We start from the raw sequence: 21,302 nt of genomic DNA, 5'->3' as shown, positions 1-21,302 counted from the left end.
TCCGCCACGATATTCTCGCGTCATGCCTTCCACCGCCGTCACGCGCACCAGTCACCTGCCGCTAGCCAGCATCGGCTTCATCCTTGCGTCGATGCTGTGCTTCGCGATCGTCGACACGCTGGCCAAAGCGGTCGCGCTGCACTATCCGGCCAACGAGCTCACGTTCTTTCGCATGCTGTTCGGCCTCGTTCCGGCGATAGCCGCGTGCTGTGTCGGCGAACGATCGCTGATCGATCGCGTGAAGCGTCTCGACATCAAAGGACAGACGTGGCGCGCGCTCACGCTGCTCGGCGCGTCCGGCTTCTTCTTCGCGGGTCTGCCTTATATGCCGCTCGGCGAGGCGGTGGCGATCGCGTATTCGGAGACGCTGCTCGTCGTCGTGCTTGCACCGTTCATCCTGGGAGAACGGCTCACGGCGCGCTCGGCGGTGGCCGCGCTCATCGGCTTTATCGGCGTGCTGCTCGTGGTGCGTCCGGGTGGCGGCGAGTCGAACTGGCTCGGGCCGGTGTTGCTGCTGCTCAGCGCGTTGTGCGGCGCACTCTCGATCATCCAGATCAAACGCATTCGCCCGACCGACGATTCGCGCACCACGGTGCTGTTCTTCACGGCAGTGGGAACTGTCGTCAGCGCGAGCACGCTCCCTTTTAGCTGGAAGACGCCGATGCCCGACGCGCTCTTGCTCATGGCGCTCATCGGTGCATTGGCGACCGTCGGGCAGATTCTGATGACCGTCGCCTTCCGGCGCGCCGACGCCGGCACGCTCGCGCCGTTCAACTACACGAGCATCGTGTGGGCGGCATTGTTCGCCTACATCGCGTGGGGCGAGATCATTACGCCGCTGTCGCTCGCGGGCATCGCGTTGATCGTCGGCAGTGCGATCGCCGTTGCGTGGCAGCGCAAGATTCCCGAAGGACCGATTGCGTGAACGGGCCGGGCATTTTTCTGCACGTCACGCCGCGAAAAGCCGCTCATAAGCGATGAGTCCGCCATATACGAGCCCGGCCGCGAGACTCGTGCAGCCGCTATAGGCGACGAGGCCGAGCGCCCATCCTTCATTGCCGACGATGAAGCGCAACGCGAGCACGAGACCGCACCACCCCGCGATGCGAAACCCGCGCGATTGTCCGGCGCGAAGCTCGCGTCCGAACACGGTCATCTGATGGCGGTCCATCGAGACAGCCAGAAAAGCGAACGCGATCACGCAGAAAACGATGCTCAGGAGATGCGTCATGCGCTTTCCTTCTCACGCTCGGGCATCGCGGCACTTGCCTCCGCAAGCTTGCCCGCGGGCATCACGCGCGGACGATGCCGGGTCACGCGCAATGCCAGGGCCGCATGCAGCGCGGCGAATGCCCACATCATCAGATCGAAACCCGCGAAGACCCAATCGCCCTGCTCGATGCTGCGCCACAAAGGCCGATCGGTAGTGAATGCGTTGAGCACGGGCAGGAGCGCGAGCAGCGCCGTCGCGAGCCACAACGATTCGATCCACGCGCGTTTCGCCGGACGCACGAACGCGTAGAGCAAGGTCGCGCCCCACACCGCGAAGAACACGTTGATCTCGGCGTTGTCGCGCGCGGCAATACCGAGCGGCAGCAGACGATTGGCCCACAGAAAGCTCGTCATCGCGATGGAAAGCCCCGCGATGCTCGCGATATTCAAACGCTCGACGAGCCAGAAGCCGAAGTAAGGCCGCGCGGGATCGGCCAGTTTCTGACGGCGCTTGACTGTCCACATCACGAGTCCGGTGCCGATCATCGCCGTGCCCGCAAGACTGACGATGAAGTACAGCCAGCGCAATTGCAGATCGCTGAAGCGTCCGAGATGCAGCGCATACAACACGCCGCGCGTTTCCGCCGCGCCGCCGACACTGTCCTTCACGTCGATGAGCTTGCCCGTCACGCCATCGAAAAGCATGTATTGCGGGCTCATCGATACGCGTGACGCCTCGCCGCGCGAGACGGCCACGCGCGCGGTGGCATCGCCGGGATTCGTGATCGTCACGCGGCCCACGTTGTCGCGGCCCCAGCGCGCCTGCGCTTCGCGCACCATCGCATCGACGGGCGCGAGGCCGGCCTTCTGTCCGGAAGGCTTGCCGGGCTGAATGAACGCGCTCAGTTGCGATGTCATCGCCTCGCGTTCGGCGGGCGTCCTGAACGCGGTCTGCGCGCCCCACGGCATGTACATCGTCATCAACGTGACGAGACCGGTGTAGGTGATCATCGCGTGAAACGGCAAGCCGAACACCGATAGCGCGTTATGCGCATCGAGCCACGAGCGCTGGCCCTTTCCCCACCGGAACGTGAAGAAATCGACGAAGATTTTTTTGTGCGTGATGACGCCGCTCACGATCGCGACGAGCATGAACATCGCGCACAGTCCCGCGAGCCAGCGGCCCCACAGCACCGGCATGTAAAAAAACTGAAAATGGAAGCGATAAAAAAATTCGCCGCCGAGCGTCTCGCGCGCGCTCGTGCGCTGGCCCGTTACGGGATCGAAGCTCGCCGATTCGAATGTGCGCTTGCCTGCCGCCGCGCCCGGTGTGCGCCAGAACGAACCGATGACGCTCGTGCGCTCGTCGGGCAAGTCGAAGCTCCATTGCGAACTGCCCGCGGCGATCGTGCCGAGCGTCGCGGTGACGCGTTGCGCGACGCGCGCGGCATCGGGCATGTCACGTTGATGCGGCTGCTCCGGCCGCATCCATTGCGATGTTTCGTCCTTGAAGTAGCTGACGGTGCCGGTCAGGAACATCGCGTAGAGAATCCAGCCGGCGAGCAGGCCCGCCCACGTGTGCAGGCCGGACATGCTCTGGCGAATGCCGCGGGCTTTCGGTTCGGGATTGCGAGCGCGTTTCACGAGATGCGCCCTGCCGTCCATACGCTCGACGCGGCCAGCAAGAGCGGCACGGCGACGATCACGAGACCCGTCCACGCGCGCCGCGCGCTACGAACCGCGAACACCCAGATCACCGCGCACGCGTAGACGATGAAGCTCGTGAGCATGCCGGTCAGCACGGCTTGCGGCCTGCTCATCGGCAGCGCAAGTGCTGCCACGCTCGCGAGTGCGGCAAGCGCATAGCCGCCGAAAATCGCCGCGACGATTCGAGAGGCGAGCGGGCCGTACCTGACGATCGCGCTCATTGATCGGATGCGCGTCGCCGCGTCTTGTGTTTCCACTGATTGGTCTGCGAATGGTTCGGCCGGAGGAACGTGCGCATCGATCGATGCGGGAGCCGGCGCGCCTGAAGAAATGCCTGACGTAAATGATAATAATTATCAATAACGCGGGGCAAGCTTGTCAAGCGACGCTTAAAACCAGGTGATATCGCGTGAAGCCGACGCGATGCGCCTTTCGGCGCACCGGGATATGGAAGATGAGCGGCGGCGGGACCGGCTTACTCTTCGCCGGTCACCCATTTTTTGGCGGCGTGATAGCCGCGTTTCGATGTGTCCGCGATGGCGTGTCCGGCCGATTTCGCGCCGTCGCCGATCGCGTGCGCGGCATCGCGCGCCGCGTGGCCGGTCTGACGTCCCGCCGATTTCACATCTTCCTTGAACTGATGCGCGCCCGATTCGACGCTCGCATGCGCGAACGGGCAGAGCGCCATCAGCAAGGCCGGAACGATGAGCAAAGTCGTCTTTTTCATATCGACGATTTTCGCACATCGCGATTGTCGCGCGTAAGCGGCGCTCGCCTTCCCTCTCTCCGGCGGTACGGCGCTTGCGTCGCCGATGTATCGAAGTTCCTTCATGCCCGGAGTAGACCATGCATATCGTCTGTCACATGATGTCGTCGATCGACGGCCGCAGCCTCACCGATAACTGGAATCTCGATTTCGCGTCGCCCATCTACGAGGACACCGCCGCGCGCTTCAAGGCCGACGCGTGGGCGTGCGGCCGCGTCACGATGCAGGAAATCTCGCACGGCAAGGATCGCGACTATCCACGCGGACTCGCGAAAAGCCCGATTCCGCGCACCGATCATTTCGCCAAACGCGATGCGAGCCAGTACGCGATTTCCATCGATCCGAAGGGACGCGTCGCGTGGAAGAGCAACACGGCGCTCGACTCGCACATCGTCGAAGTGCTCGCCGAAAGCGTCGAGGACGACTACCTCGCCTATCTGCAATCGATAGGCGTGTCGTATGTGTTCGGCGGCAAGGACGATATCGAACTGAAGCGCGTCGTCGATACGCTCGCGCGCGAACTGAAGATCGGCAGGCTGATCGTCGAGGGCGGCGGGCATGTCTCGGGCGCGTTCGTGAGTGCACAGCTCGCCGACGAAGTCAGCGTGCTCCTGATTCCGCTCGTCGATGGACGCGAAGCGCATACGTCGTCATTCGAAGTCGCGATGGACAAGTGGAAACAGCCCACTTATCTCAAGCTCGAATCGATCGAAAAACTGGAACACGACGTCGTCTGGCTACGCTATACACGCAAGTCCTGACGTCTCGGGATTTACCCGCGCCGCGCTCGGCAAGCCGCTAAAAATGCGGCTTGCATTGTTATAATCCTTTCATCGAACGACCAAAACCTAACACAACTCGCGCGACACGCCGCCACCAAGAGCGCGCCTCGTCGCGCCACCCCGATGGCCAAGAACGAACGCCTGCGCGCCCTTTCCGGTGCGCTCGAAAAACAGAGCGTCATGCGTCTGCGCGATGCGGCCGCATTGCTCGGCGTATCGGAGATGACGGTGCGCCGCGATATCGCCGCACATCCCGGCCAGTTCACTTATCTCGGCGGCTATATCGTCAGCGCAGCCGATGTGCCCAACGCGGGCTACACCATCGAGGAAGAAAAGGATCATTTCGCGCAGGCGAAGGCGATCGCATCGAATCACGCGGCGCGCCTGCTCGTCGATAACGAAACCATCTTCATCGATTGCGGCACGACGCTGACGACGCTCGCGCGGCAGATTCCCACCGAGATGCATCTGACGGTCGTGTGCTATTCGCTCAATGTCGCGGAGATTTTGCGGCGCAAGCCGAATGTGCGCATGATCCTGCTCGGCGGCGTGTACGTGCCGTCGTCGGATTCGTTCGCCAGCGACGAGAGCGTCGAAACGCTGCGGCGCATGGGCATCAACAAGGCGTTCATGTCGGCGGGCGGTGTCGATGAAGCACGCGGCGTCACGTGCTGGAACTTTCATGAGGTCGCCATCAAGCAGGCCGCGATGGCGAGCGCGGTGGAACGGCATCTCGTCGTCGATGCGAGCAAGTTCGGCAAGGTGAAGGCGGTGCGGTTCTCGCAGATTTCGGAGTTCGATTCGGTGATCACGGAGCAAGGCCAGGCGCTTAAAAAACGCGCGTGACTCGTTCCGCTTAAAAACGGAAAGGCTCGTTCAGGACTTGAACGAGCCTTTTTTGTTCCGCTTTTTTTAGAACGTTACTGCCTGCGTCCCAGCGCGAACAACGTCCCCGCGACCAGAATGAACGCGCCGATGATCACCTTCTGCCAGGTGCTCGGCACGCCGACGAGAATCAGCACGCTATTGATGAGCGTCACCAGCACGACCCCCAACAGCGTGCCCACTACCGTTCCCGTGCCGCCCGTGATGCGCGCGCCGCCGAGAATCACGGCGGCGATCACGTCGAGTTCGGTGCCGACGAGATCGAACGGATTCGCAAGCCGGTTGGTCGATACATGCAGAATGCCCGCGACGCCCGCCAGCAAACCGGTATAGCCGAACACGAACAAATGAATCGCGCGCAGGTTGTAGCCGAGCCGTTCGGCGATGTTGAGCGAGCCGCCCATCGCATAGACGCCGCGGCCCATCATCGTGCGATTGAGCAGCCACCATGTCACGACCGCCGCGATCACGAGCGCGAGCACGGAGACGGGCAGCACCGCGCGCAAGCCATCCGGCGTGTGATAGAAGAACAGCGGCAGGCGCCCGAACGTATCCATGCTATGCGGAATGTTCATGAAGAACTGCGTGCCGACGAAAGTCAGCAACAAGCCGCGATACAGGTATTGCGTGCCGATGGTGACGATCAGCGAAGGCGCCTTCAGCCGATGCACGAGCATCCCGTTGATCACGCCGAGCACCACGCCGCCGATCGCGCCCGCAAGCAGGATCAGCACGAACGGGCACTCGGGCCACCAGGCGAACACGGCTTTGGTGATCGAGTACATCGTCAGCGCGGCAATCGCCGTGAACGACACGTCGATGCCGCCCGACGCCAGCACGACGAGCGTGCCGAGCGCAAAGAGCGAGACCGTCGTCGCGGAATGCAGCAGGTCGAACAGCGTGGCGAACTGGAAAAAGCGCGGGTTGATGCTGCCCACGACCAGACACGTCACCAGGATCAGCCCGAGCGTGAACCACTCGGGATTGCGCATCAGTCGCGCGTACAGGTTGCCCTTGCGCACACGCGGCGCGATTTCGGCCGCGTGTTGCGGCATCGTCTCGCTTCCCGTGCGGCGGATGGATTCGCTCATGCTCATGCTGCCTCTGAAAGTAGCGCGTGATAAAGATCGGCCTCGTTCAACCGGTCCGCGCGATATTCGTTCGCGACGCGGCCCTTCTTCATCATCAGAATGCGGTCGCAGTTCTGCAGCAACTCGGGCAAGTCGTCGCTGATCAGGATGATCCCGATGCCTTCCTTCGAAAGCCGCTGCATGATGCGATAAATGATGTCCTTCGATCCCACATCGACGCCGACCGTCGGTCCGTGCAGAATCAGCACGCGCGGATCGATGGCGAGCCAGCGGCCGATCAGCACGCGCTGCTGGTTGCCGCCCGAAAGCGATTGCACGGGCTTGTCGACATCGGGTGTCGCGATCTGCAAGTCCTTCACGGTGCGCTCGGCAAGCTCCTGCGCGCGTTTGCGGTCGATCTGGCCGAAGCGGTCGCGCAGGCTCGCGATCATCGCGGTCACGACATTGTCGCGAATCGGCTTGTCGAGAAAAAGCCCTTCGTTCAGGCGGTCTTCCGGCACGTAACCGATGCGCTGCGCTTTCGCATCCGCCGGCGAATGCAGGCGCACGCGCATGCCGTCGAGCGTCACGGCGCCCATGTCGGCGGGCGCGACACCCGCAAGCGCACGCGCGAGTTCGTTGCGGCCCGAATCGAGCAGACCGGTCACGCCGAGAATTTCGCCCTTGTGCAGCTTGAACGACACATCGGCGAACTGGCCCTTGCGGCCGAGACCTTGCACATCGAGCACGACTTGCGATGCGCCTTCTTCCCCTTTCGCGCGATACCGCTCCGTCGACAGATGCTTGCCCGTCATGAGCTCGCTGATCTGCGCCTTCGTGTAGTTTTCGATCGGTCCCTGCGCCATCTTCTGGCCGTCGCGCAGCACGATCACTTCGCCGCCGATCGCATAGCATTCGTCGAGCTTGTGGCTCACGAACAGCACGGCGACGCCGTCCGCGCGCAAACGGGCGAGCACGGCGATGAGGTTATCGACTTCCTTCTGCGTGAGCGATGTCGTCGGCTCGTCCATGATGACGAACTTCGCCTCGCTCGCAATGGCCCGCGCGATCGCGACGAGCTGACGCGTCGCGAGCGGCAACTGCTCGATGAGCGTCTTCTGAAAGTCTGCGTCGCCCGGCAGGCCGACTGCTTCGAGCGCGCGCGCGGCGGTTTCGCCAAGCGCACGGCGATCGAAGGTGCGGGCGAGCTTGCCCGCATGCTCCGCGAGCTCGGAGGTCAGCGCGACATTCTCCGCGACGCTCATGTTCGGCAGCAGCGACAAGTCCTGATAGACCGTTTCGATGCCCGCCGAGAGCGATTCGAGCGGCGAGAGCTTCTTGTGACGCACGCCTTCGATCACGAGCTCGCCTTCATCGGGTGGCTGCGCGCCCGAAATGATCTTGATGAGCGTGCTCTTGCCGCAGCCGTTCTCGCCGAGCAAGTGATAAATCTGGCCGCGCTCGAACGCGAGGCTCACGCCGCGCAGCGCATAGACGCCGGTGAAGCGCTTGTGAATATCGACGACTTCGAGGAGCGGTGTCGTTGTGGTCATGTCTGTCCAGGGCAAGCGGCGCGCTCTCTTAAAAGCGCGCCGCGCGCGTCACATCAGAAGTTGTATTGCTTGTAGTTCGTCTTGTCGACGTCGACCCAGCCGGTGCCGCGCACGATCACGCCCTTGCCCGGGCCTTTCGTCACGCTGACCTTGTTGTAGCCGGTGATGCCGAGGTCCGCACCGTTCTGCACTTCCTTGCCGTCCACGAGCATCTGCGCGACCTTGTTCATCGCGAGACCGGCGAGCTTCGGATCCCAGAACGCGATGCCGTTGATTGCGCCGCTCTCCAGGAACTTGCCCGCTTCCGTCGGCAGGCCCGTGCCGTACACGCAGATCTTGCCGACCTTGCCTGCTTCCTCGACCGCGCGGCCGATGCCGATCACATCCAGCGACGACGAACCCTGAAAGCCCGTCAGATCCGGATGCTTGCGCAGCACTTCCTTCGCGACCTGATACGCGCGTTCGCCGTCGTTATTGGTTTCGAGTTTCGGCTCGACGAGATCCATCTTCGGATACTTGGCCTTCGCGTTGCCGATGCCGCCGTCGGCCCATTGAACCTGCGAGCGCGAACCGAGCGAGCCGACCAGCACCGCCCATTTGCCCTGCTGCCCCATGCACTTCGAGAGGCGCTCGTTCAGGCCCGCGCCGTATGCGGTGTTGTCGAAGGCTTCGATATCGACCATCGTGTTCTTGGCGTTGTCCGCTTCATGCGTGACGACCTTGATGCCGCGATCCATCGCCTTCTTGAGCGCGGGTTCGAGCGTCGGCGGATCGTACGGCACCACGGCAATCGCCGTGACCTTCTTCGCGATCAGGTCTTCGATGATCTTCAGTTGCTGCGCGGCGTCGGCGCGGCCCGGTCCCGTCTGATATGCGTTGATGTTCGGGTTCTCCTTGCCGAACTCCTTCACGCCCTCGTCCATGCGATTGAACCAGTTGATGCCGGTCACCTTCACGACCGTCACGATGGTTTCGTTCGTCGCGGCTTGCGCTGCCGCGATCGCGCCCGCTGCGAGTGCGATCGCCGTGAGCGCGGTGCCGAATCTGTTGAGCTTCATTGCTTGTCTCCTTTATTTCGATTGGTCTCTTAGATGAATCACACGCAACACTAACGTCCCGTCGATGCGGACGGCGGCGGAACATTGCTTTTGGGCGCGGCCCCGCCGATACCGAAGATCGCGCGCACGCGATCGCCGCCCGCGAATGCGAGCGATGCGAGCAGCAGAAAGCCCCACGCGCAATCGCCGAAGAACTGCGATACGCCGAGCAGGTTGAACAGGCTCGACAGAAACTGCAGCACGGTCGCGGCGAGAAACACGCAGACGATGCGTCCATAACCGCCCGCCGGATTCACGCCGCCCATCACCGCGATCAGGATCGCGATCAGCAGATACGAATTGCCGTAGTCCCACTTCGCGCTCGACGTATGCGTCGCGCTGATGAGACCCGCGAGCGACGCAAGCACGCCGCACATCCCATACGTGAGAATCAGCATGCGCGCGCGCGGAATCCCCGCATAGAAGGCGGCTTTCGGATTCGTGCCCATCAGATAGAGACGCAGGCCGAACGGCGTGCGCTTGAGCACCCAGCCGAGCAGCAGCACGGCGGCAATGAAGATCCACAATGAAATCGGCACTTGCAGGAAGGTGCCGTTGCCGATGTTCGACAGCGGATCGACATATTCCACGCGCACCGATGCGCCGTTGCTCAGCACGACCGCGATGCCGGTGAAGAGCAGTTGCGTGCCGAGCGTGCAGAGGATTGGCGTGAGCTTGAGCTTCGCGATCACGACGCCGTTCAGCAGCCCGCCGATCGCGCCCATCGCCACGACGATGCAGATGAACACCGCCGTATAGAGCGCGGGCGAATCGTCGGCGGAAACCATGTGCGGCAAGAGCATCGCCGCGACCATGCCGGAGAGATTCGCAAGCCCCACGCCGGACAGATCGATGCCGCCGTTGCCCGACACCATCGACAGCATGATGCCGAGCGCGAGCAGGCCCAGCTCGGGCAACTGGCCGCCCATCGACTGGAGATTGTCGATATCGAGGAACTGGCCGTGCGACATCCACGTCGCGACGATCACGACGAGCACGTTCACGGCGATGAGGAAGTTGAACTGGCGATCAGCGAGCCACTTCGACGCTTTCATTGCGTGACGCTCCCTTGTTCGAGCAACGCGTTGATCTCGTCGAGACGCGGCATCGATGGCGCGGTGCCCGGACGTGTCACGGAGATGCTCGCGAGCGCGCAGCCGAAGCGCACCGCATCGGCCGGGCTTTCGCCTCGTGCGAGCGCGGCCGCGAAGCCGCCGGTGAAGCCATCGCCCGCGCCGGCGGTTTCGACGACGCGGCCGCAATCGAACGCAGGCACGAGCGTCGATTCGTTCGACGTATGCAGCAACGCGCCTGCTTCGCCCAACGTGACGATCACCGCGCGTGCGCCCTTCTTCAGCAACACGTCGGCGGCGCGGCGCGCGTCATCGACATTGGCGATAGGCACGCCCGTCAGCGCAGTCGCTTCCGTTTCGTTCGGCGTGATGTAGTCGCACAGCGGATAGATATCGTCGGTAAGCGGTATGGCGGGCGCCGGATTGAACACGGTCGTGACGCCATGTTTGCGCGCGAGTTCCAGACCGCGGCGCGCGGCCGGAATCGGCTGTTCGAGTTGCGTGACGAAGACGCCCGCGCGCGCGATATCGTCCTCGATCGCATCGACGTCTTCGGGAGCGAGCGCGCCCGCTGCACCCGCCGCGACGATGATCGCGTTGCCGCCCGTGTTCTCATCGACATAGATATGCGCGGCGCCCGTCGCAACGTCGTTCATCACGGTTGCGCGCGATGTGATGCCTTCGGCAGCCCAGGTCGCCTGCGCGATCTCGCCGAACGCATCCGCTCCGATGCGCGTGCAGAAGATCACGTCCGCGCCCGCGCGTACGGCGGCCACCGCCTGATTCGAGCCCTTGCCGCCCGGCCCCATCTTGAACGCGGAACCCGCGACCGTTTCGCCGAGCAGCGGCATGCGCGCTGCGCGAAACGCGAGGTCCGTCACATAGATGCCGAGAATGACGACGCTTTTCATCGCGCGCCTCCTTCCGGTGCATCAGGTGCGAGCTGCACGCCTTTCTTGAAGATGAAGCAGCCGTAGCCGCGCGCTTCGCCCGTCGCGATCACGCAATAGGCCTTCTTCGCGCGCTCGTAGAATGCGAAACGTTCGATCGGCGCAAACGGCGTCTCGCGGCCTTCCGCATCGTCCACTTCGCGTTGCGCTTCGCGCTGCACGGCGGGCAAGGTCGATGCATCGCCGACTATCTCCATGCGGCCCGCGGGATCGTCGACGAACGTATCGAGCGGCAGCACCGACAGCACCGCGCGCACGGCACGCGGCGCGTTCGCGCCGTCCACGCGCAGCAGCTTGCCCAGCACCGTTTGCCGCGCGACGGAATCGGCGGGGAAATGGGCGTCGCAGATCACCACTTCGTCGCCGTGACCCATCGCGGCGAGCGCGTACAGGATATCGGCGTTCAAGAGCGGATCGATGTTCTTCAGCACAGCGTCTCCTCCATGCATGGGCGTGTCTCGTGTCGAGATCTGCGCCCGTTCAATGCTTCAGTCAGTCTCCGTACGGCACCCAGATGTTCTTGACCTGCACGGCCTGGCGAAGGAACGGCAGTCCTTCGCTCGCGGCATCGTGCCAGTCGAACACGCGGCCCTGATCGACGAACGTGCGCTTCAGGTTGCCGGTCGATTCACGCTCGGCCATCGCCGAAAGCGACGCGCCGTGGAAGCACCAGAGTGCATCGACGTCATCGTGTTGCGCGAGCGTCTGCGCCAGAGAACGCGCATCGCCGGTGACGATGTTCAGCGCGCCGCCCGGCACATCCGATGTCTCGACGACCTGATAGAAGTCCGTCGCCATCAACGGGCACGTCTCGCTCGGCACCACGACCACGCGATTGCCCAGCGCAAGCGCGGGCGCGACGAGCGACACGAAGCCGAGCAACGGCGCTTCGTCCGGACACACGATGCCGATCACGCCGAGCGGCTCGTGCATCGCGAGCGCGACGCCTTGCAGCGGCGGCGCATGCACCGCGCCATCGTACTTGTCGGCCCACGCGGCATAGGTGAAGAAGCGCGCGATGGACGCATCCACTTCGCGCTTCGCATCGCGCTCGTTCGAACCCGCGCGCGCGACCAGCTGCTTCGCGAACTCATCGGCGCGCGCGCTCAGATTTTCCGCGAGGTAGTACAGCACTTGCGCGCGATTGTGCGCGCTCGCCGACGACCACTTGCTCATGCCGCGCGCGGCAGTCACTGCATTGCGAATGTCCTTGCGGCTGCCCTCGCCCACTTCACCGACGATCTCGCCGGTGGGCGAATGCACGAGCCGCGAGTAACCGCTGTCGGGCCGCGCCTGCTTGCCGCCGATGAAGAGTTTCGCGGTGCGATCGAGCGCGCTGACCTTGCCGGCATCGACGAGCGAATCCGGTTGCGCCTGCAACGACTTCGATTCGCCGCGAACCGGGAGTCTGGTCCACGCGCGCGGCTTCAGATATTCGTAAATGCCCTCGCGTCCGCCTTCGCGCCCGAAACCCGATTCGCGATAACCGCCGAAGCCGACGGCCGCATCGAAGAGATTGGTCGCGTTGATCCACACGACGCCGCATTGCAGGCGCGGCGCGACGTCGAGCGCGCGGCTGATGTTCTCGCTCCACACGCTCGCGGCAAGGCCGTAGCGCGTGTTGTTCGCGAGCGCGACGGCTTCTTCCGGCGTGCGGAAGCTCATCGTCACGAGCACCGGCCCGAAGATTTCTTCCTGCGCGAGCGTCGATGCGGGCGCGACATTGGTGACGAGCGTCGGCGGAAAGAACGCGCCGTGCTCGGGCAACGTCGCACGGGGCGATTGATAGATTTCGCAGCCTTCGCTTTCGCCCTTGTCGACGAGCGCGCGGATGCGTTCGAGCTGCACGTCATCGACGACGGCGCTCATGTCGATGCCCTTGTCGAGCGAGACCCCGACGCGCAGCGTGTCCATGCGGCGCTTGAGCTTCTCGACGAAGCGCGTTTCGATGCCTTCCTGCACGAGAAGACGCGAGCCCGCGCAACACACTTGTCCCTGATTGAACCAGATCGCATCGACGACGCCTTCGACGGCGCTGTCGAGATCGGCATCGTCGAACACGATGAAGGGCGACTTGCCGCCGAGTTCGAGCGTCAGCGATTTGCCGGAGCCGGCAGTCGTCGCGCGAATCTGGCGGCCCACTTCGGTCGAGCCCGTGAACGCGATCTTCGCGACGCGCTTATGCTCGACGAGCGCCGCGCCCGTGCTTCCGTCGCCGGTGACGACGTTGAGCACGCCCTTGGGCAAGCCCGCGCGATGCGCCAGTTCGGCGAACAGCAGCGCGGTCAGCGGCGTGAATTCGGCGGGCTTCAGCACGACCGTATTGCCGAGCGCGAGCGCGGGCGCGATCTTCCACGCAAGCATCAGCAGCGGAAAATTCCACGGCACGATTTGCCCGATCACGCCGAGCGGCGCCCAGTCGGCGAACTCCTTGTCCTGCAACTGCGCCCATCCCGCGTGATGCAGAAAGTGCCTTGCCACAAGGGGTATATCGATATCGCGCGACTCGCGAATCGGCTTGCCGTTGTCGAGCGATTCGAGCACGGCGAAGAGACGGCTATGCCGCTGCACCATGCGCGAAAGCGCATAGAGATGCCGCGCGCGCCCCGCTCCGCCGATCGCCTGCCAGCCTTCGAGGGCTGCATGCGCGGCTTCCACGGCGGCGTCGACATCGGCTTGCGTGCCTTGCGCGATCGATGCGAGCACGCGGCCCGTGGCCGGTTCGCGCGAATCGAAGCGGTCGGCGTCGTCGCTGTCGCGCCATGCGCCATTGATGAAGTGACCGAAGCGCCCGTCATGCTGATCGAGCCATGCGCGCGCGGCGCGATCGTCTTCCGGTGCGGGTCCGTATTCCATCGAGGAGAAGTATTCGGCAACGCTCATGAGGCTGTGTATTGAAGGTGAATCAGGCGACGGGATGACGGTTGAACGCCGAGTAGCGTCCGCTCACATGATGTTCGAGCTGGCGTTCGATATCCGCGAGCAGGCTCGATGCGCCGACACGGAACAGGTCCGCTTCGAGCCATTCGCGGCCAAGCTCTTCCTTCATGAGGATCTGATATTCGAGCACCGATTTCGCGGTCGACACGCCGCCGGCAGGCTTGAAGCCGATCGCGACGCCGGTGCGCGCGAGATATTCGCGAATCATGCGCACCATCACGAGCGATACATCGAGCGTCGCGTTGACGCTCTCCTTGCCCGTCGATGTCTTGATGAAGTCGGCGCCGGCCATCATGCAGACCATCGACGCCTTCGCGACGTTCGACAGCGTGCGGATATCGCCGGTCGCGAGAATCGCCTTCACGTGCGCATCGCCGCATGCAGCGCGGAAATCGCGCATCTCGTCGTAGAGCGCCTGCCAGTTGCCCGTGAGCACGTGTTCGCGCGTGACGACGATATCGATCTCCGACGCGCCGTCTCGCACCGATGCCTCGATCTCGCGCAGCTTGAGATCGTGCGGATTGAGTCCGGCGGGAAAGCCCGTCGATACGGCCGCGACCGGAATGCCGCTGCCTTCGAGCGCGTTCACGGCGGTTTTCACGTAACGGTGATAGACGCACACCGCGCCTGTTTTTATCGATGCGGGCGCCATGCCGAGCGCGTCGAGCAGATCGTCGCGCAACGGACGGCGCGCTTTCGCGCACAGACGTTCGACGCGACCGTGCGTGTCGTCGCCGCTGAGCGTCGTGAGGTCGATGCAGGTGATCGCCTTGAGCAGCCACGCGGCCTGCGCATCTTTCTTGACGGCGCGGCGCGTGCCGAGCGTCGATGCGCGGCGCGTCACCGCCGATTGATTGACGCGCAGCCCGTCGAGCCACGAAAGATCGAACGGCACGCCCGGATTGCGGGCGCTGGCGTGAACTTGCGCCTTTGCGGGCCAGGCGACGATGGACTTCGATGCAGTTTCCAGCATGAGATCGGTATGCCGGCGTCTTGTGCGACGCACAACAGTTTTTGATAGATTGATCTCAGTTTATAACATCGATGTGAGGATCGTAACATAGGGAAAGTTCGTAGACGGCCGATGGCCGCTATGTGGCTGCCGGGACCGCAGATTGCGCTATATCGTGACCCCCCACTTTTCGAAACAGAGGACACGATGCCCCGCCCGACCCCCACACAGGCTGAGACTGCCGCCGCTTCCCGCGCCACGCCGAGCCAGGATGCCATTCAGGTGCTGATGGACGATCATCGTGCCGTTAAAAAGCTGTTCGATGCGTTCGAGAAAACAAAGGACGACGATCTCGATGCGAAGACCACGCTCGTGCGCCGCGCGTGTGAAGAGCTGACGGTCCACGCGATGATCGAGGAAGAGTTGCTGTATCCGGCGGCGCAGGAAGCGCTGGACGAAGACGACCGGCCCGATGTCGAGGAAGCTTATGTCGAGCACTTTCTCGTTAAGGTGCTGATTGAAAAATTCACTACGCTCAGAGCGGGCCAACCCGGCTTCGACGCGACCTTCAAGGTCATGAGCGAGATGGTGCAGCATCACATCGAAGAGGAAGAATCGGATCTGTTTCCGAAGCTGCGCAAGTCCAGCGCCGATCTCGACGCGCTCGGCAAAAAGCTGATGCAGCGCAAGGAACAACTGGAGGCGAAGATACCGAAAGATGCCGGCGACAACACGATGCGCCTGCATTGATCACCGTCGACGTCTACCGGAGGCGAAGCATGAAAAACCCTTGGGTGAAGAAGAATCCGTTCCTCAGCATGTGGCTGTCCGGCGCGAATGCCGTCATCGGTTCGACGCGAGGCCGCGCCACCGCACAAGCAAAACGGCAAGCGTCGGCCTTCTGGACGGCGGCGCTCACGCCGCCCAAGCCGAAGAAGCGTCGTACGCGGCGCTGAGCGCTCGGCAACTGGCAGTCATCCACGCAGCGCGTCGAGCACATCGGAGAACGCCCGATGTGTCGACGCGCTCAATCCCGCGCCGACTGCCGTCTGCACCGTGCGGCGCACGCCGAGTATCGCGATGCCGACGAGCGCGAGCGCAATCAGCTCGGCATTGGGCGTGCGCAGGAACCACGGCGCGGGTCGCGTTGCCGGCAACGTGCGCGGCACACGCGTAACGCGCGTGACACGCACAGGTTCATCTGCGATATGCGCGGCAATCAATTCCGCGCGCGATTCCGCCATGCGCGCGAGTACGGTTCCCTGAGCTTCGGCATGCTTCATTGCGCTGCCTCCCTGATGGCATCCACGTCGCGTCGCAATTCCTCGCGCAGCAACTGAAAAGGTTGCGCGGGCTTGCGCGACATCATGACGATGACGGCGATCACCGCGACGGCGAGCCACGCGCCCGCCACGCACCACGCCGTCAGCACGAGATACGGCGTGGCGACCGCGGTCACGATCACCGCGATCGACACGAAAGAAAGCGTGAACAGTGCGCCGATCGTGAGCGCGACGAGCGCGACCACTTCATGCAGCACGCGCTTCTTGGTCTCAGCGAGTTCGATGGGAATCAACTCGCCATAATCGACGAGGCGTCTCGTGCAGAAATGGCCGATCCTGCGCCAGTCGGCGATCTTTCTCTGGATTGTCATCGTTGCTTCTCCAGCGAGGTTTCAGTCAAGACGGAGTGCCTTGCCAGAATGGAGAGCAGTGCGCATGCCAGCGATGGACGCGATCGATAAAAATCAGCCGTTATTTCACGCAGACACGAAAAGAGGCGACAGCACCGCTGCCGATCCGATGACGGATGCCGGCCTCGGCGCAGGTAAGAAGAGTTGAAAAGCGAGCTGAAACGCGAGGGATGGATTGACGCGGCGAAGGCAAACCGTCTCCGGATCGCCTTCCGCGATTTTTACTTCTTACTTGAGATCGTCGGGCACCTTGCCGCCGTTTTCCGCAAGCTTCTGCATGACCTGCTTGTGAAGCCAGATGTTCATCGAGGCCGAGTCTTCCGTATTGCCGGTGTAGTGCAACTCCGACGCCAGTTCCTTGCGCGCGGACAGGCTGCTGTCGAGGCCGAGCAGCTTCATCAGATCGACGATCGAGGTACGCCAGTTGAGTTGCGCGCCTTGACTCGCCTGCATTTGCGTCAGCACTGCTTCGACATCGACTTCCTGCATCGGTGCTGCGGCAGGCTGATCAGGCGTGGCAGCCGTCGTGGTGGCCGGTGCGGCGGCAGGTGCTGCGCCCGGGCTCGCGCTGGCAGGCGCACTGTCGTGGTGAAAGATTTTGTTCAGGATATTTGAAAAGATACTCATGACATCTCCTTTGAAAGTGAACCCACGGACGTGCAAGTGTCGTGCCGCTACGCTTCCGATGCAACTGTCATTTGATTCAATTTGACGGTTGTGGAGTAACGCGTGAACGATGAGTGTCGTGTCATAAAAGCACGGTAGCGCGAAATCCCGACGATCTCAGCAAACACCGTAACACGGCGAGGAGTCGTCATGGGTATATCGGTCTGCTTCACTTAAAAACGCGCCGTCGTCGAGTGCACCTTTTTATGCTTTAACGTGCAATGGAGAGATGCGTAATTACTTCTGCACGCCCGGTTGGAGCACCGGCACATCGCGCCCGGACCGAGGCGCCATGCGCGCAAAAAACACGACACCGGCGGCCACGACCGACATCACCGCGAGACCCGTCAAACCGCCCTGAATCGAACCCGTCTTCTGTTCGAGGAAGCCGAACGTCGCAGGCGCGACGAAGCCGCCGAGATTGCCGATCGAATTGATCAGTGCGAGCACGGGCGCCGCGATGCGCGCATCGAGATAGCCTTGCGGAATCGGCCAGAACAATGACGATGCGGCCTTGAAGCCGATCGCTGCAAAGCAGATCGCGACAAACGAGAAGACCGGGCTGCCGAGACCAGCGGCATACATGCCGGCCGCGGCGATCAGCAACACGCACGCAACCCACGCCTGCTGAAACTTGAAGCGCGCCGCGAGTGCCGCGAAAAGATACATCGCGACGATGGAAATGAGCCACGGAATCGAGTTGAAAAGACCGACCTGGAAATCGTTGAGATGCCCCATCTTGCGGATGATGCTCGGCAGCCAGAACGTCGCGCCATAGATCGTCAGCGAGACCGAGAAATAGATCAGGCAGAAGATCAGAATCTGCGGATCGCGCAAGAGACTCCACGACGTCGGCTTCTTCGCGTGCACGGCATCGCGACGGCGCTGCTCGTCCTCGATTTCAGCGACGACCGCATCCTGTTCGGCGCGTGTGAGCCACTTCGCGTCGCGCGGCTTCGAATCGAGCCAGAACCACACGAAGCCCGCGAGCACGACCGACGCCATGCCCTCGATGATGAACATCCACTGCCAGCCATGCAGTCCCACGCCTTCGATCAGCATAAGCCCGCCCGAGATCGGTCCGGAGAACACCGATGCCAGCGCCGAGCCGCTCAGGAAGATGGCCATCGCCTTGCCGCGTTCATCGCGCGGCAGCCATTGCGTGAAATAGAACACGACACCCGGGAAGAAGCCCGCTTCGGCCGCGCCGAGCACGAGCCGCATCGCGTAGAACGAGGTCTCGCCCTTCACGAAGGCCATGCCCACGGCCGCGAGCCCCCACGTGATCATGATGCGCGTGAGCCACGCCTTCGCGCCGAAGCGCTGCATCAGCATGTTCGACGGCACTTCGAACACCGCGTAGCTCACGAAGAACAGGCCCGCGCCGAGCCCGTAAGCCGCCGCGCCGATGCCGAGATCCGCGCTCAGATGCTGGCGCACGAAACCGATGTTCACGCGGTCGATGTAATTGACGATGAACATCACGACGAAAAGCGGCAGCACATGCCACTTGATCTTGCGAACGGCGCTCGACAGCGCGCTGGAACTGCTCATGAGGGTGTCTCCTGGAATGCGCGTGTATTTGTTCTATCACTCAGAAGCGCGGGTTCTTGCCGGTGAACTCGGGCTGATACTTGCGCATCTGCGTGAGGTCGTCGCGATTGCGCACGCCGCACGTCAGGTATTGCTCATGCAATGCGGCGAGTTGCTCGCGATCGAGTTCGACACCGAGACCGGGCGTCGTCGGCACGCGCACCGCGCCGTTATCGAACTTGACGCGGCCGCCCTTGATCACTTCTTCTTCCTGCCACGGGTAATGCGTGTCGCACGCATACGTGAGGTTGGGCACGCTTGCCGCGACATGCGTCATCGCCATCAGGCTGATGCCGAGGTGCGAGTTCGAATGCATCGACATGCCGAAGCCCCACAGACGCGCCATGCGCGCGAGCGTCTGCGTGGCGCGCAGGCCGCCCCAGTAATGGTGATCGGAGAGCAGCACCTTGATCGAGCCCATGTTGCAGCCGCGACGGAAGTCGTCCATGGTCGTGATGACCATGTTGGTCGCGAGCGGCAGCTTCGTGTGCTTCTGCAGTTCGGCCATGCCTTCGAGTCCGGGGCACGGGTCTTCGTAGTATTCGAGGATTTCGTCGAGTTCGGGCGCGGCCTCGATGCTCGTCTTGAGCGTCCAGTTCGCGTTCGGATCGAGGCGCAGCGGCATGCCGGGAAACGCCTTCGCGAGCGCCTTCATGCAGGCGATTTCATGCGCGGGCTCGAACACGCCGCCCTTCAGCTTGATGCTCTGAAAACCGTACAGGTCGATCATGCGCTGCGCCTGCGCGACGATCTGCTCGGGGCTGATGCCCTCGCCCCACGCATCGGGTGCGTAGGGCTTGTCGATATGTTCCGCGTACTTGAAAAACAGATACGCGCTGTACGGCACGGCGTCGCGGACCTTGCCGCCCAGCAGATCGACGACCGGCGCGCCGACGATCTGCCCTTGCAGATCGAGCATCGCCACTTCGAACGTGCTGATGACCTTCGGCGCATTTTTCGCGGCATGCGAGCCGGGCGCGAGTTCGAATTCGACGGCGCCGGGCGTCGCCTTGATCGTCGCGCGCACGCGTTCTTCCATCTGATTCAGGTCGAACGGCGACAGGCCGATCACGAGGTCTTTCGCCTGATCGAGCACGCGCAGCATCGGCTCGTCGCCATAGGTTTCGGAGATGCCGACACGCCCGTCGCTCGTCTCCAGTTCGACGATGGCGCGCAACGCCCACGGCTCGTGGATGCCCGCGGCGTTGAGCAACGGGCCGTCGCGGAAGGCGATGGGCGTGATTCGAACCTGGGTGATGGCGATATCGCGGGTCATGTCGGACGTCCGGAAGTAGCGAGAGTAGCCGAATGGTAAAGCACTAATGTATTAGTGTGTCAGTCGGGTATACGCGAATCGTTCTTTTCGAGCTTTCCATGCCGCACAAGGCTAAGCGCGGCTATAGTACTAATGTTTCAGTCGCTTATTGCTTTCTGTCTGACATGAAAAACGCCGCTTCCGCTTCGGTCCATCGCCTGGATCGCTCCCGCCATGCCGCGCCGCAGGTTTTCGAACGGCTGCGCGAAATGATCCTGTCGCTCGAACTCGAGCCCGGCACGGTGCTGTCGCGGCTCGAACTGGCGACGCGCTACGGTCTCAGCCAGACGCCCGTGCGCGACGCGCTGATGAAGCTCGGCGAGGAAGGACTCGTCGACATCTTTCCGCAGCACGCGACGGTCGTGAGCCAGATCAGCGTGGCGTCGGCGATGCAGGCGCATTTTCTGCGCCGTTCGATCGAACTTGAGGTCGTGCGCACGCTGGCGCGGGAGCATAAGGCGTCGCTGGTCGCACGGCTTCGCGCGACGATCGCGGAGCAGACGGAGTGGCTGGATCCGAAGGACGTCGAGCAGTTTTCATTGCTCGATCAGGCTTTTCATCGGCAGATGTATGAGGCCGCGGGCGTGCCGCAGCTCTGGGATCTGGTGCGCAGATTGAGCGGCCATATCGACCGGCTGCGCCGTTTGCATTTGCCGGTCGAGGGCAAGACGATGGCCGTGGTGCGGGACCACACCGAGATCGTCGATGCTATCGAAAAGGGGGATCCCGATGCGGCCGATGCCGCGTTGCGCAAGCATCTGTCGGGTACGCTTAGTCAGGTGGACGAGATTCGCACGCGTCATCCGACTTTTGTGACTGATCATTGAAGGTGGGGTTTTTGGGTTGGCGTTGTTCAGGTTTTCGCCGGATCCCGTTTTCTTTTTGGTCTATTAGCGTTGCCCCTGTGCGGGGCGGCAGTCACTTTCTTTGCTGCTGTGTATGGACCGGAGACATGGGTAACACCTGTTCCAGGACATGGGTAACACTTCGGACGAATGGTTCGTCCGGAGTAGATCATGACCTGGGATAGCAAAGACATCATGGAACT

The 21,302-nt window shown here is 62.8% G+C and carries 24 protein-coding genes; 7 read left to right on the top strand and 17 right to left on the bottom strand.

The window, feature by feature from the left end; translation table 11 throughout:
* Positions 1 to 22 precede the first annotated feature (22 nt).
* Positions 23 to 925, top strand: coding sequence for a DMT family transporter (locus tag QCE73_RS24395; protein ID WP_035499843.1), 903 nt, complete (start codon positions 23 to 25; stop codon positions 923 to 925).
* 24 nt (positions 926 to 949) lie between these two features.
* Here the strand turns inward: QCE73_RS24395 and QCE73_RS24390 are convergent, their stop codons facing one another.
* The 4 genes from QCE73_RS24390 to QCE73_RS24375 form a co-directional block, all read right to left on the bottom strand.
* Positions 950 to 1,231, bottom strand: coding sequence for a DUF3325 domain-containing protein (locus QCE73_RS24390; RefSeq protein WP_309883928.1), 282 nt, complete (start codon positions 1,229 to 1,231; stop codon positions 950 to 952).
* Positions 1,228 to 2,805, bottom strand: coding sequence for a PepSY-associated TM helix domain-containing protein (locus QCE73_RS24385; RefSeq protein ID WP_404989811.1), 1,578 nt, complete (start codon positions 2,803 to 2,805; stop codon positions 1,228 to 1,230). Before QCE73_RS24385 ends, QCE73_RS24390 begins: the two co-directional genes overlap by 4 nt.
* A gap of 47 nt (positions 2,806 to 2,852) precedes the next feature.
* Positions 2,853 to 3,140, bottom strand: a complete 288-nt coding sequence (locus tag QCE73_RS24380) for a DUF3649 domain-containing protein (protein WP_309883926.1) — start codon at positions 3,138 to 3,140, stop codon at positions 2,853 to 2,855.
* A 254-nt stretch (positions 3,141 to 3,394) separates the two neighbouring features.
* Positions 3,395 to 3,646, bottom strand: coding sequence for a hypothetical protein (locus QCE73_RS24375; RefSeq protein ID WP_309883925.1), 252 nt, complete (start codon positions 3,644 to 3,646; stop codon positions 3,395 to 3,397).
* 119 nt (positions 3,647 to 3,765) lie between these two features.
* Here QCE73_RS24375 and QCE73_RS24370 point away from each other — a divergent pair, with 119 nt between their 5' ends.
* Together QCE73_RS24370 and QCE73_RS24365 are read left to right on the top strand one after the other, a co-directional pair.
* Positions 3,766 to 4,446, top strand: a complete 681-nt coding sequence (locus QCE73_RS24370) for a dihydrofolate reductase family protein (RefSeq protein WP_309883924.1) — start codon at positions 3,766 to 3,768, stop codon at positions 4,444 to 4,446.
* 144 nt (positions 4,447 to 4,590) lie between these two features.
* A complete protein-coding gene (locus QCE73_RS24365) occupies positions 4,591 to 5,313 on the top strand; it encodes a DeoR/GlpR family DNA-binding transcription regulator (protein WP_309883923.1) in 723 nt (240 codons plus the stop codon).
* 74 nt (positions 5,314 to 5,387) lie between these two features.
* Here the strand turns inward: QCE73_RS24365 and QCE73_RS24360 are convergent, their stop codons facing one another.
* The 8 genes from QCE73_RS24360 to deoC form a co-directional block, all read right to left on the bottom strand.
* Entirely contained in the window at positions 5,388 to 6,449 is a 1,062-nt protein-coding gene (locus QCE73_RS24360; protein WP_404989798.1) for an ABC transporter permease, read from the bottom strand.
* Positions 6,446 to 7,975, bottom strand: a complete 1,530-nt coding sequence (locus tag QCE73_RS24355; protein WP_309883922.1) for a sugar ABC transporter ATP-binding protein — start codon at positions 7,973 to 7,975, stop codon at positions 6,446 to 6,448. Before QCE73_RS24355 ends, QCE73_RS24360 begins: the two co-directional genes overlap by 4 nt.
* 53 nt (positions 7,976 to 8,028) lie before the next feature.
* A complete protein-coding gene (locus tag QCE73_RS24350; RefSeq protein ID WP_187604246.1) occupies positions 8,029 to 9,033 on the bottom strand; it encodes a substrate-binding domain-containing protein in 1,005 nt (334 codons plus the stop codon).
* A gap of 50 nt (positions 9,034 to 9,083) precedes the next feature.
* Positions 9,084 to 10,127: an ABC transporter permease gene (locus QCE73_RS24345; protein WP_309883921.1), complete on the bottom strand. Its 1,044-nt coding sequence runs from the start codon at positions 10,125 to 10,127 to the stop codon at positions 9,084 to 9,086.
* Positions 10,124 to 11,056 (bottom strand): ribokinase, encoded by a 933-nt coding sequence (rbsK, locus tag QCE73_RS24340; protein WP_309883920.1) that lies wholly within the window; start codon positions 11,054 to 11,056, stop codon positions 10,124 to 10,126. Before rbsK ends, QCE73_RS24345 begins: the two co-directional genes overlap by 4 nt.
* Positions 11,053 to 11,526: an RbsD/FucU family protein gene (locus QCE73_RS24335; RefSeq protein ID WP_309884192.1), complete on the bottom strand. Its 474-nt coding sequence runs from the start codon at positions 11,524 to 11,526 to the stop codon at positions 11,053 to 11,055. Before QCE73_RS24335 ends, rbsK begins: the two co-directional genes overlap by 4 nt.
* Before the next feature lie 61 nt (positions 11,527 to 11,587).
* A complete protein-coding gene (locus QCE73_RS24330) occupies positions 11,588 to 13,978 on the bottom strand; it encodes an aldehyde dehydrogenase family protein (RefSeq protein ID WP_309883919.1) in 2,391 nt (796 codons plus the stop codon).
* 22 nt (positions 13,979 to 14,000) lie between these two features.
* Positions 14,001 to 15,008, bottom strand: coding sequence for a deoxyribose-phosphate aldolase (gene deoC, locus QCE73_RS24325; protein ID WP_309883918.1), 1,008 nt, complete (start codon positions 15,006 to 15,008; stop codon positions 14,001 to 14,003).
* 186 nt (positions 15,009 to 15,194) lie between these two features.
* Between deoC and QCE73_RS24320 the strand changes: the two genes are divergently transcribed.
* Positions 15,195 to 15,737, top strand: coding sequence for a hemerythrin domain-containing protein (locus QCE73_RS24320; RefSeq protein WP_309883917.1), 543 nt, complete (start codon positions 15,195 to 15,197; stop codon positions 15,735 to 15,737).
* 29 nt (positions 15,738 to 15,766) lie between these two features.
* Entirely contained in the window at positions 15,767 to 15,943 is a 177-nt protein-coding gene (locus tag QCE73_RS24315; protein ID WP_187604239.1) for a hypothetical protein, read from the top strand.
* Between the two features lie 18 nt (positions 15,944 to 15,961).
* Here QCE73_RS24315 and QCE73_RS24310 read toward each other — a convergent pair whose 3' ends face one another.
* Together QCE73_RS24310 and QCE73_RS24305 are read right to left on the bottom strand one after the other, a co-directional pair.
* Positions 15,962 to 16,270, bottom strand: coding sequence for a hypothetical protein (locus tag QCE73_RS24310; protein WP_309883916.1), 309 nt, complete (start codon positions 16,268 to 16,270; stop codon positions 15,962 to 15,964).
* Positions 16,267 to 16,641, bottom strand: a complete 375-nt coding sequence (locus tag QCE73_RS24305) for a phage holin family protein (protein ID WP_309883915.1) — start codon at positions 16,639 to 16,641, stop codon at positions 16,267 to 16,269. Before QCE73_RS24305 ends, QCE73_RS24310 begins: the two co-directional genes overlap by 4 nt.
* 64 nt (positions 16,642 to 16,705) lie before the next feature.
* Here QCE73_RS24305 and QCE73_RS24300 point away from each other — a divergent pair, with 64 nt between their 5' ends.
* Positions 16,706 to 16,828 carry a hypothetical protein gene (locus QCE73_RS24300; protein ID WP_309883914.1) on the top strand — a complete coding sequence of 41 codons (123 nt, stop codon included), beginning with the start codon at positions 16,706 to 16,708 and terminating at the stop codon, positions 16,826 to 16,828.
* An 80-nt stretch (positions 16,829 to 16,908) separates the two neighbouring features.
* Here QCE73_RS24300 and QCE73_RS24295 read toward each other — a convergent pair whose 3' ends face one another.
* The 3 genes from QCE73_RS24295 to QCE73_RS24285 form a co-directional block, all read right to left on the bottom strand.
* On the bottom strand, positions 16,909 to 17,307 hold the full coding sequence (locus QCE73_RS24295; RefSeq protein WP_035499864.1) for a DUF3597 domain-containing protein: 399 nt from the start codon (positions 17,305 to 17,307) through the stop codon (positions 16,909 to 16,911).
* Between the two features lie 276 nt (positions 17,308 to 17,583).
* Positions 17,584 to 18,900 carry an MFS transporter gene (locus tag QCE73_RS24290; protein WP_309883913.1) on the bottom strand — a complete coding sequence of 439 codons (1,317 nt, stop codon included), beginning with the start codon at positions 18,898 to 18,900 and terminating at the stop codon, positions 17,584 to 17,586.
* A gap of 40 nt (positions 18,901 to 18,940) precedes the next feature.
* A complete protein-coding gene (locus QCE73_RS24285) occupies positions 18,941 to 20,215 on the bottom strand; it encodes a glucarate dehydratase family protein (RefSeq protein WP_309883912.1) in 1,275 nt (424 codons plus the stop codon).
* A 164-nt stretch (positions 20,216 to 20,379) separates the two neighbouring features.
* Here QCE73_RS24285 and QCE73_RS24280 point away from each other — a divergent pair, with 164 nt between their 5' ends.
* On the top strand, positions 20,380 to 21,081 hold the full coding sequence (locus QCE73_RS24280) for a GntR family transcriptional regulator (protein WP_309883911.1): 702 nt from the start codon (positions 20,380 to 20,382) through the stop codon (positions 21,079 to 21,081).
* The last annotated feature ends 221 nt before the right edge of the window (positions 21,082 to 21,302 follow it).

The organism is Caballeronia sp. LZ029, from assembly GCF_031451275.1.
GTDB classification, from domain to species: domain Bacteria; phylum Pseudomonadota; class Gammaproteobacteria; order Burkholderiales; family Burkholderiaceae; genus Caballeronia; species Caballeronia jiangsuensis.
The sequence above is the reverse complement of the archived record's forward strand: the minus strand, read 5'-3'. Positions and strand labels throughout refer to the sequence as shown.

Excerpts from the sequence above, each read along its gene's own strand:
- QCE73_RS24360 (WP_404989798.1), bottom strand. The coding sequence starts at position 6,449 with ATGAGCATGAGCGAATCCATCCGCCGCACGGGAAGCGAGACGATGCCG.
- QCE73_RS24380 (WP_309883926.1), bottom strand. The coding sequence starts at position 3,140 with ATGAGCGCGATCGTCAGGTACGGCCCGCTCGCCTCTCGAATCGTCGCG.
- QCE73_RS24365 (WP_309883923.1), top strand. The coding sequence starts at position 4,591 with ATGGCCAAGAACGAACGCCTGCGCGCCCTTTCCGGTGCGCTCGAAAAA.
- QCE73_RS24310 (WP_309883916.1), bottom strand. The coding sequence starts at position 16,270 with ATGAAGCATGCCGAAGCTCAGGGAACCGTACTCGCGCGCATGGCGGAA.
- QCE73_RS24295 (WP_035499864.1), bottom strand. The coding sequence starts at position 17,307 with ATGAGTATCTTTTCAAATATCCTGAACAAAATCTTTCACCACGACAGT.
- QCE73_RS24395 (WP_035499843.1), top strand. The coding sequence starts at position 23 with ATGCCTTCCACCGCCGTCACGCGCACCAGTCACCTGCCGCTAGCCAGC.
- QCE73_RS24280 (WP_309883911.1), top strand. The coding sequence starts at position 20,380 with ATGAAAAACGCCGCTTCCGCTTCGGTCCATCGCCTGGATCGCTCCCGC.
- QCE73_RS24315 (WP_187604239.1), top strand. The coding sequence starts at position 15,767 with ATGAAAAACCCTTGGGTGAAGAAGAATCCGTTCCTCAGCATGTGGCTG.
- QCE73_RS24350 (WP_187604246.1), bottom strand. The coding sequence starts at position 9,033 with ATGAAGCTCAACAGATTCGGCACCGCGCTCACGGCGATCGCACTCGCA.
- deoC (WP_309883918.1), bottom strand. The coding sequence starts at position 15,008 with ATGCTGGAAACTGCATCGAAGTCCATCGTCGCCTGGCCCGCAAAGGCG.
- QCE73_RS24385 (WP_404989811.1), bottom strand. The coding sequence starts at position 2,805 with ATGTCCGGCCTGCACACGTGGGCGGGCCTGCTCGCCGGCTGGATTCTC.
- QCE73_RS24370 (WP_309883924.1), top strand. The coding sequence starts at position 3,766 with ATGCATATCGTCTGTCACATGATGTCGTCGATCGACGGCCGCAGCCTC.
- QCE73_RS24305 (WP_309883915.1), bottom strand. The coding sequence starts at position 16,641 with ATGACAATCCAGAGAAAGATCGCCGACTGGCGCAGGATCGGCCATTTC.
- rbsK (WP_309883920.1), bottom strand. The coding sequence starts at position 11,056 with ATGAAAAGCGTCGTCATTCTCGGCATCTATGTGACGGACCTCGCGTTT.
- QCE73_RS24285 (WP_309883912.1), bottom strand. The coding sequence starts at position 20,215 with ATGACCCGCGATATCGCCATCACCCAGGTTCGAATCACGCCCATCGCC.
- QCE73_RS24345 (WP_309883921.1), bottom strand. The coding sequence starts at position 10,127 with ATGAAAGCGTCGAAGTGGCTCGCTGATCGCCAGTTCAACTTCCTCATC.
- QCE73_RS24320 (WP_309883917.1), top strand. The coding sequence starts at position 15,195 with ATGCCCCGCCCGACCCCCACACAGGCTGAGACTGCCGCCGCTTCCCGC.
- QCE73_RS24390 (WP_309883928.1), bottom strand. The coding sequence starts at position 1,231 with ATGACGCATCTCCTGAGCATCGTTTTCTGCGTGATCGCGTTCGCTTTT.
- QCE73_RS24330 (WP_309883919.1), bottom strand. The coding sequence starts at position 13,978 with ATGAGCGTTGCCGAATACTTCTCCTCGATGGAATACGGACCCGCACCG.
- QCE73_RS24300 (WP_309883914.1), top strand. The coding sequence starts at position 16,706 with ATGCCAGCGATGGACGCGATCGATAAAAATCAGCCGTTATTTCACGCA.
- QCE73_RS24290 (WP_309883913.1), bottom strand. The coding sequence starts at position 18,900 with ATGAGCAGTTCCAGCGCGCTGTCGAGCGCCGTTCGCAAGATCAAGTGG.
- QCE73_RS24355 (WP_309883922.1), bottom strand. The coding sequence starts at position 7,975 with ATGACCACAACGACACCGCTCCTCGAAGTCGTCGATATTCACAAGCGC.
- QCE73_RS24375 (WP_309883925.1), bottom strand. The coding sequence starts at position 3,646 with ATGAAAAAGACGACTTTGCTCATCGTTCCGGCCTTGCTGATGGCGCTC.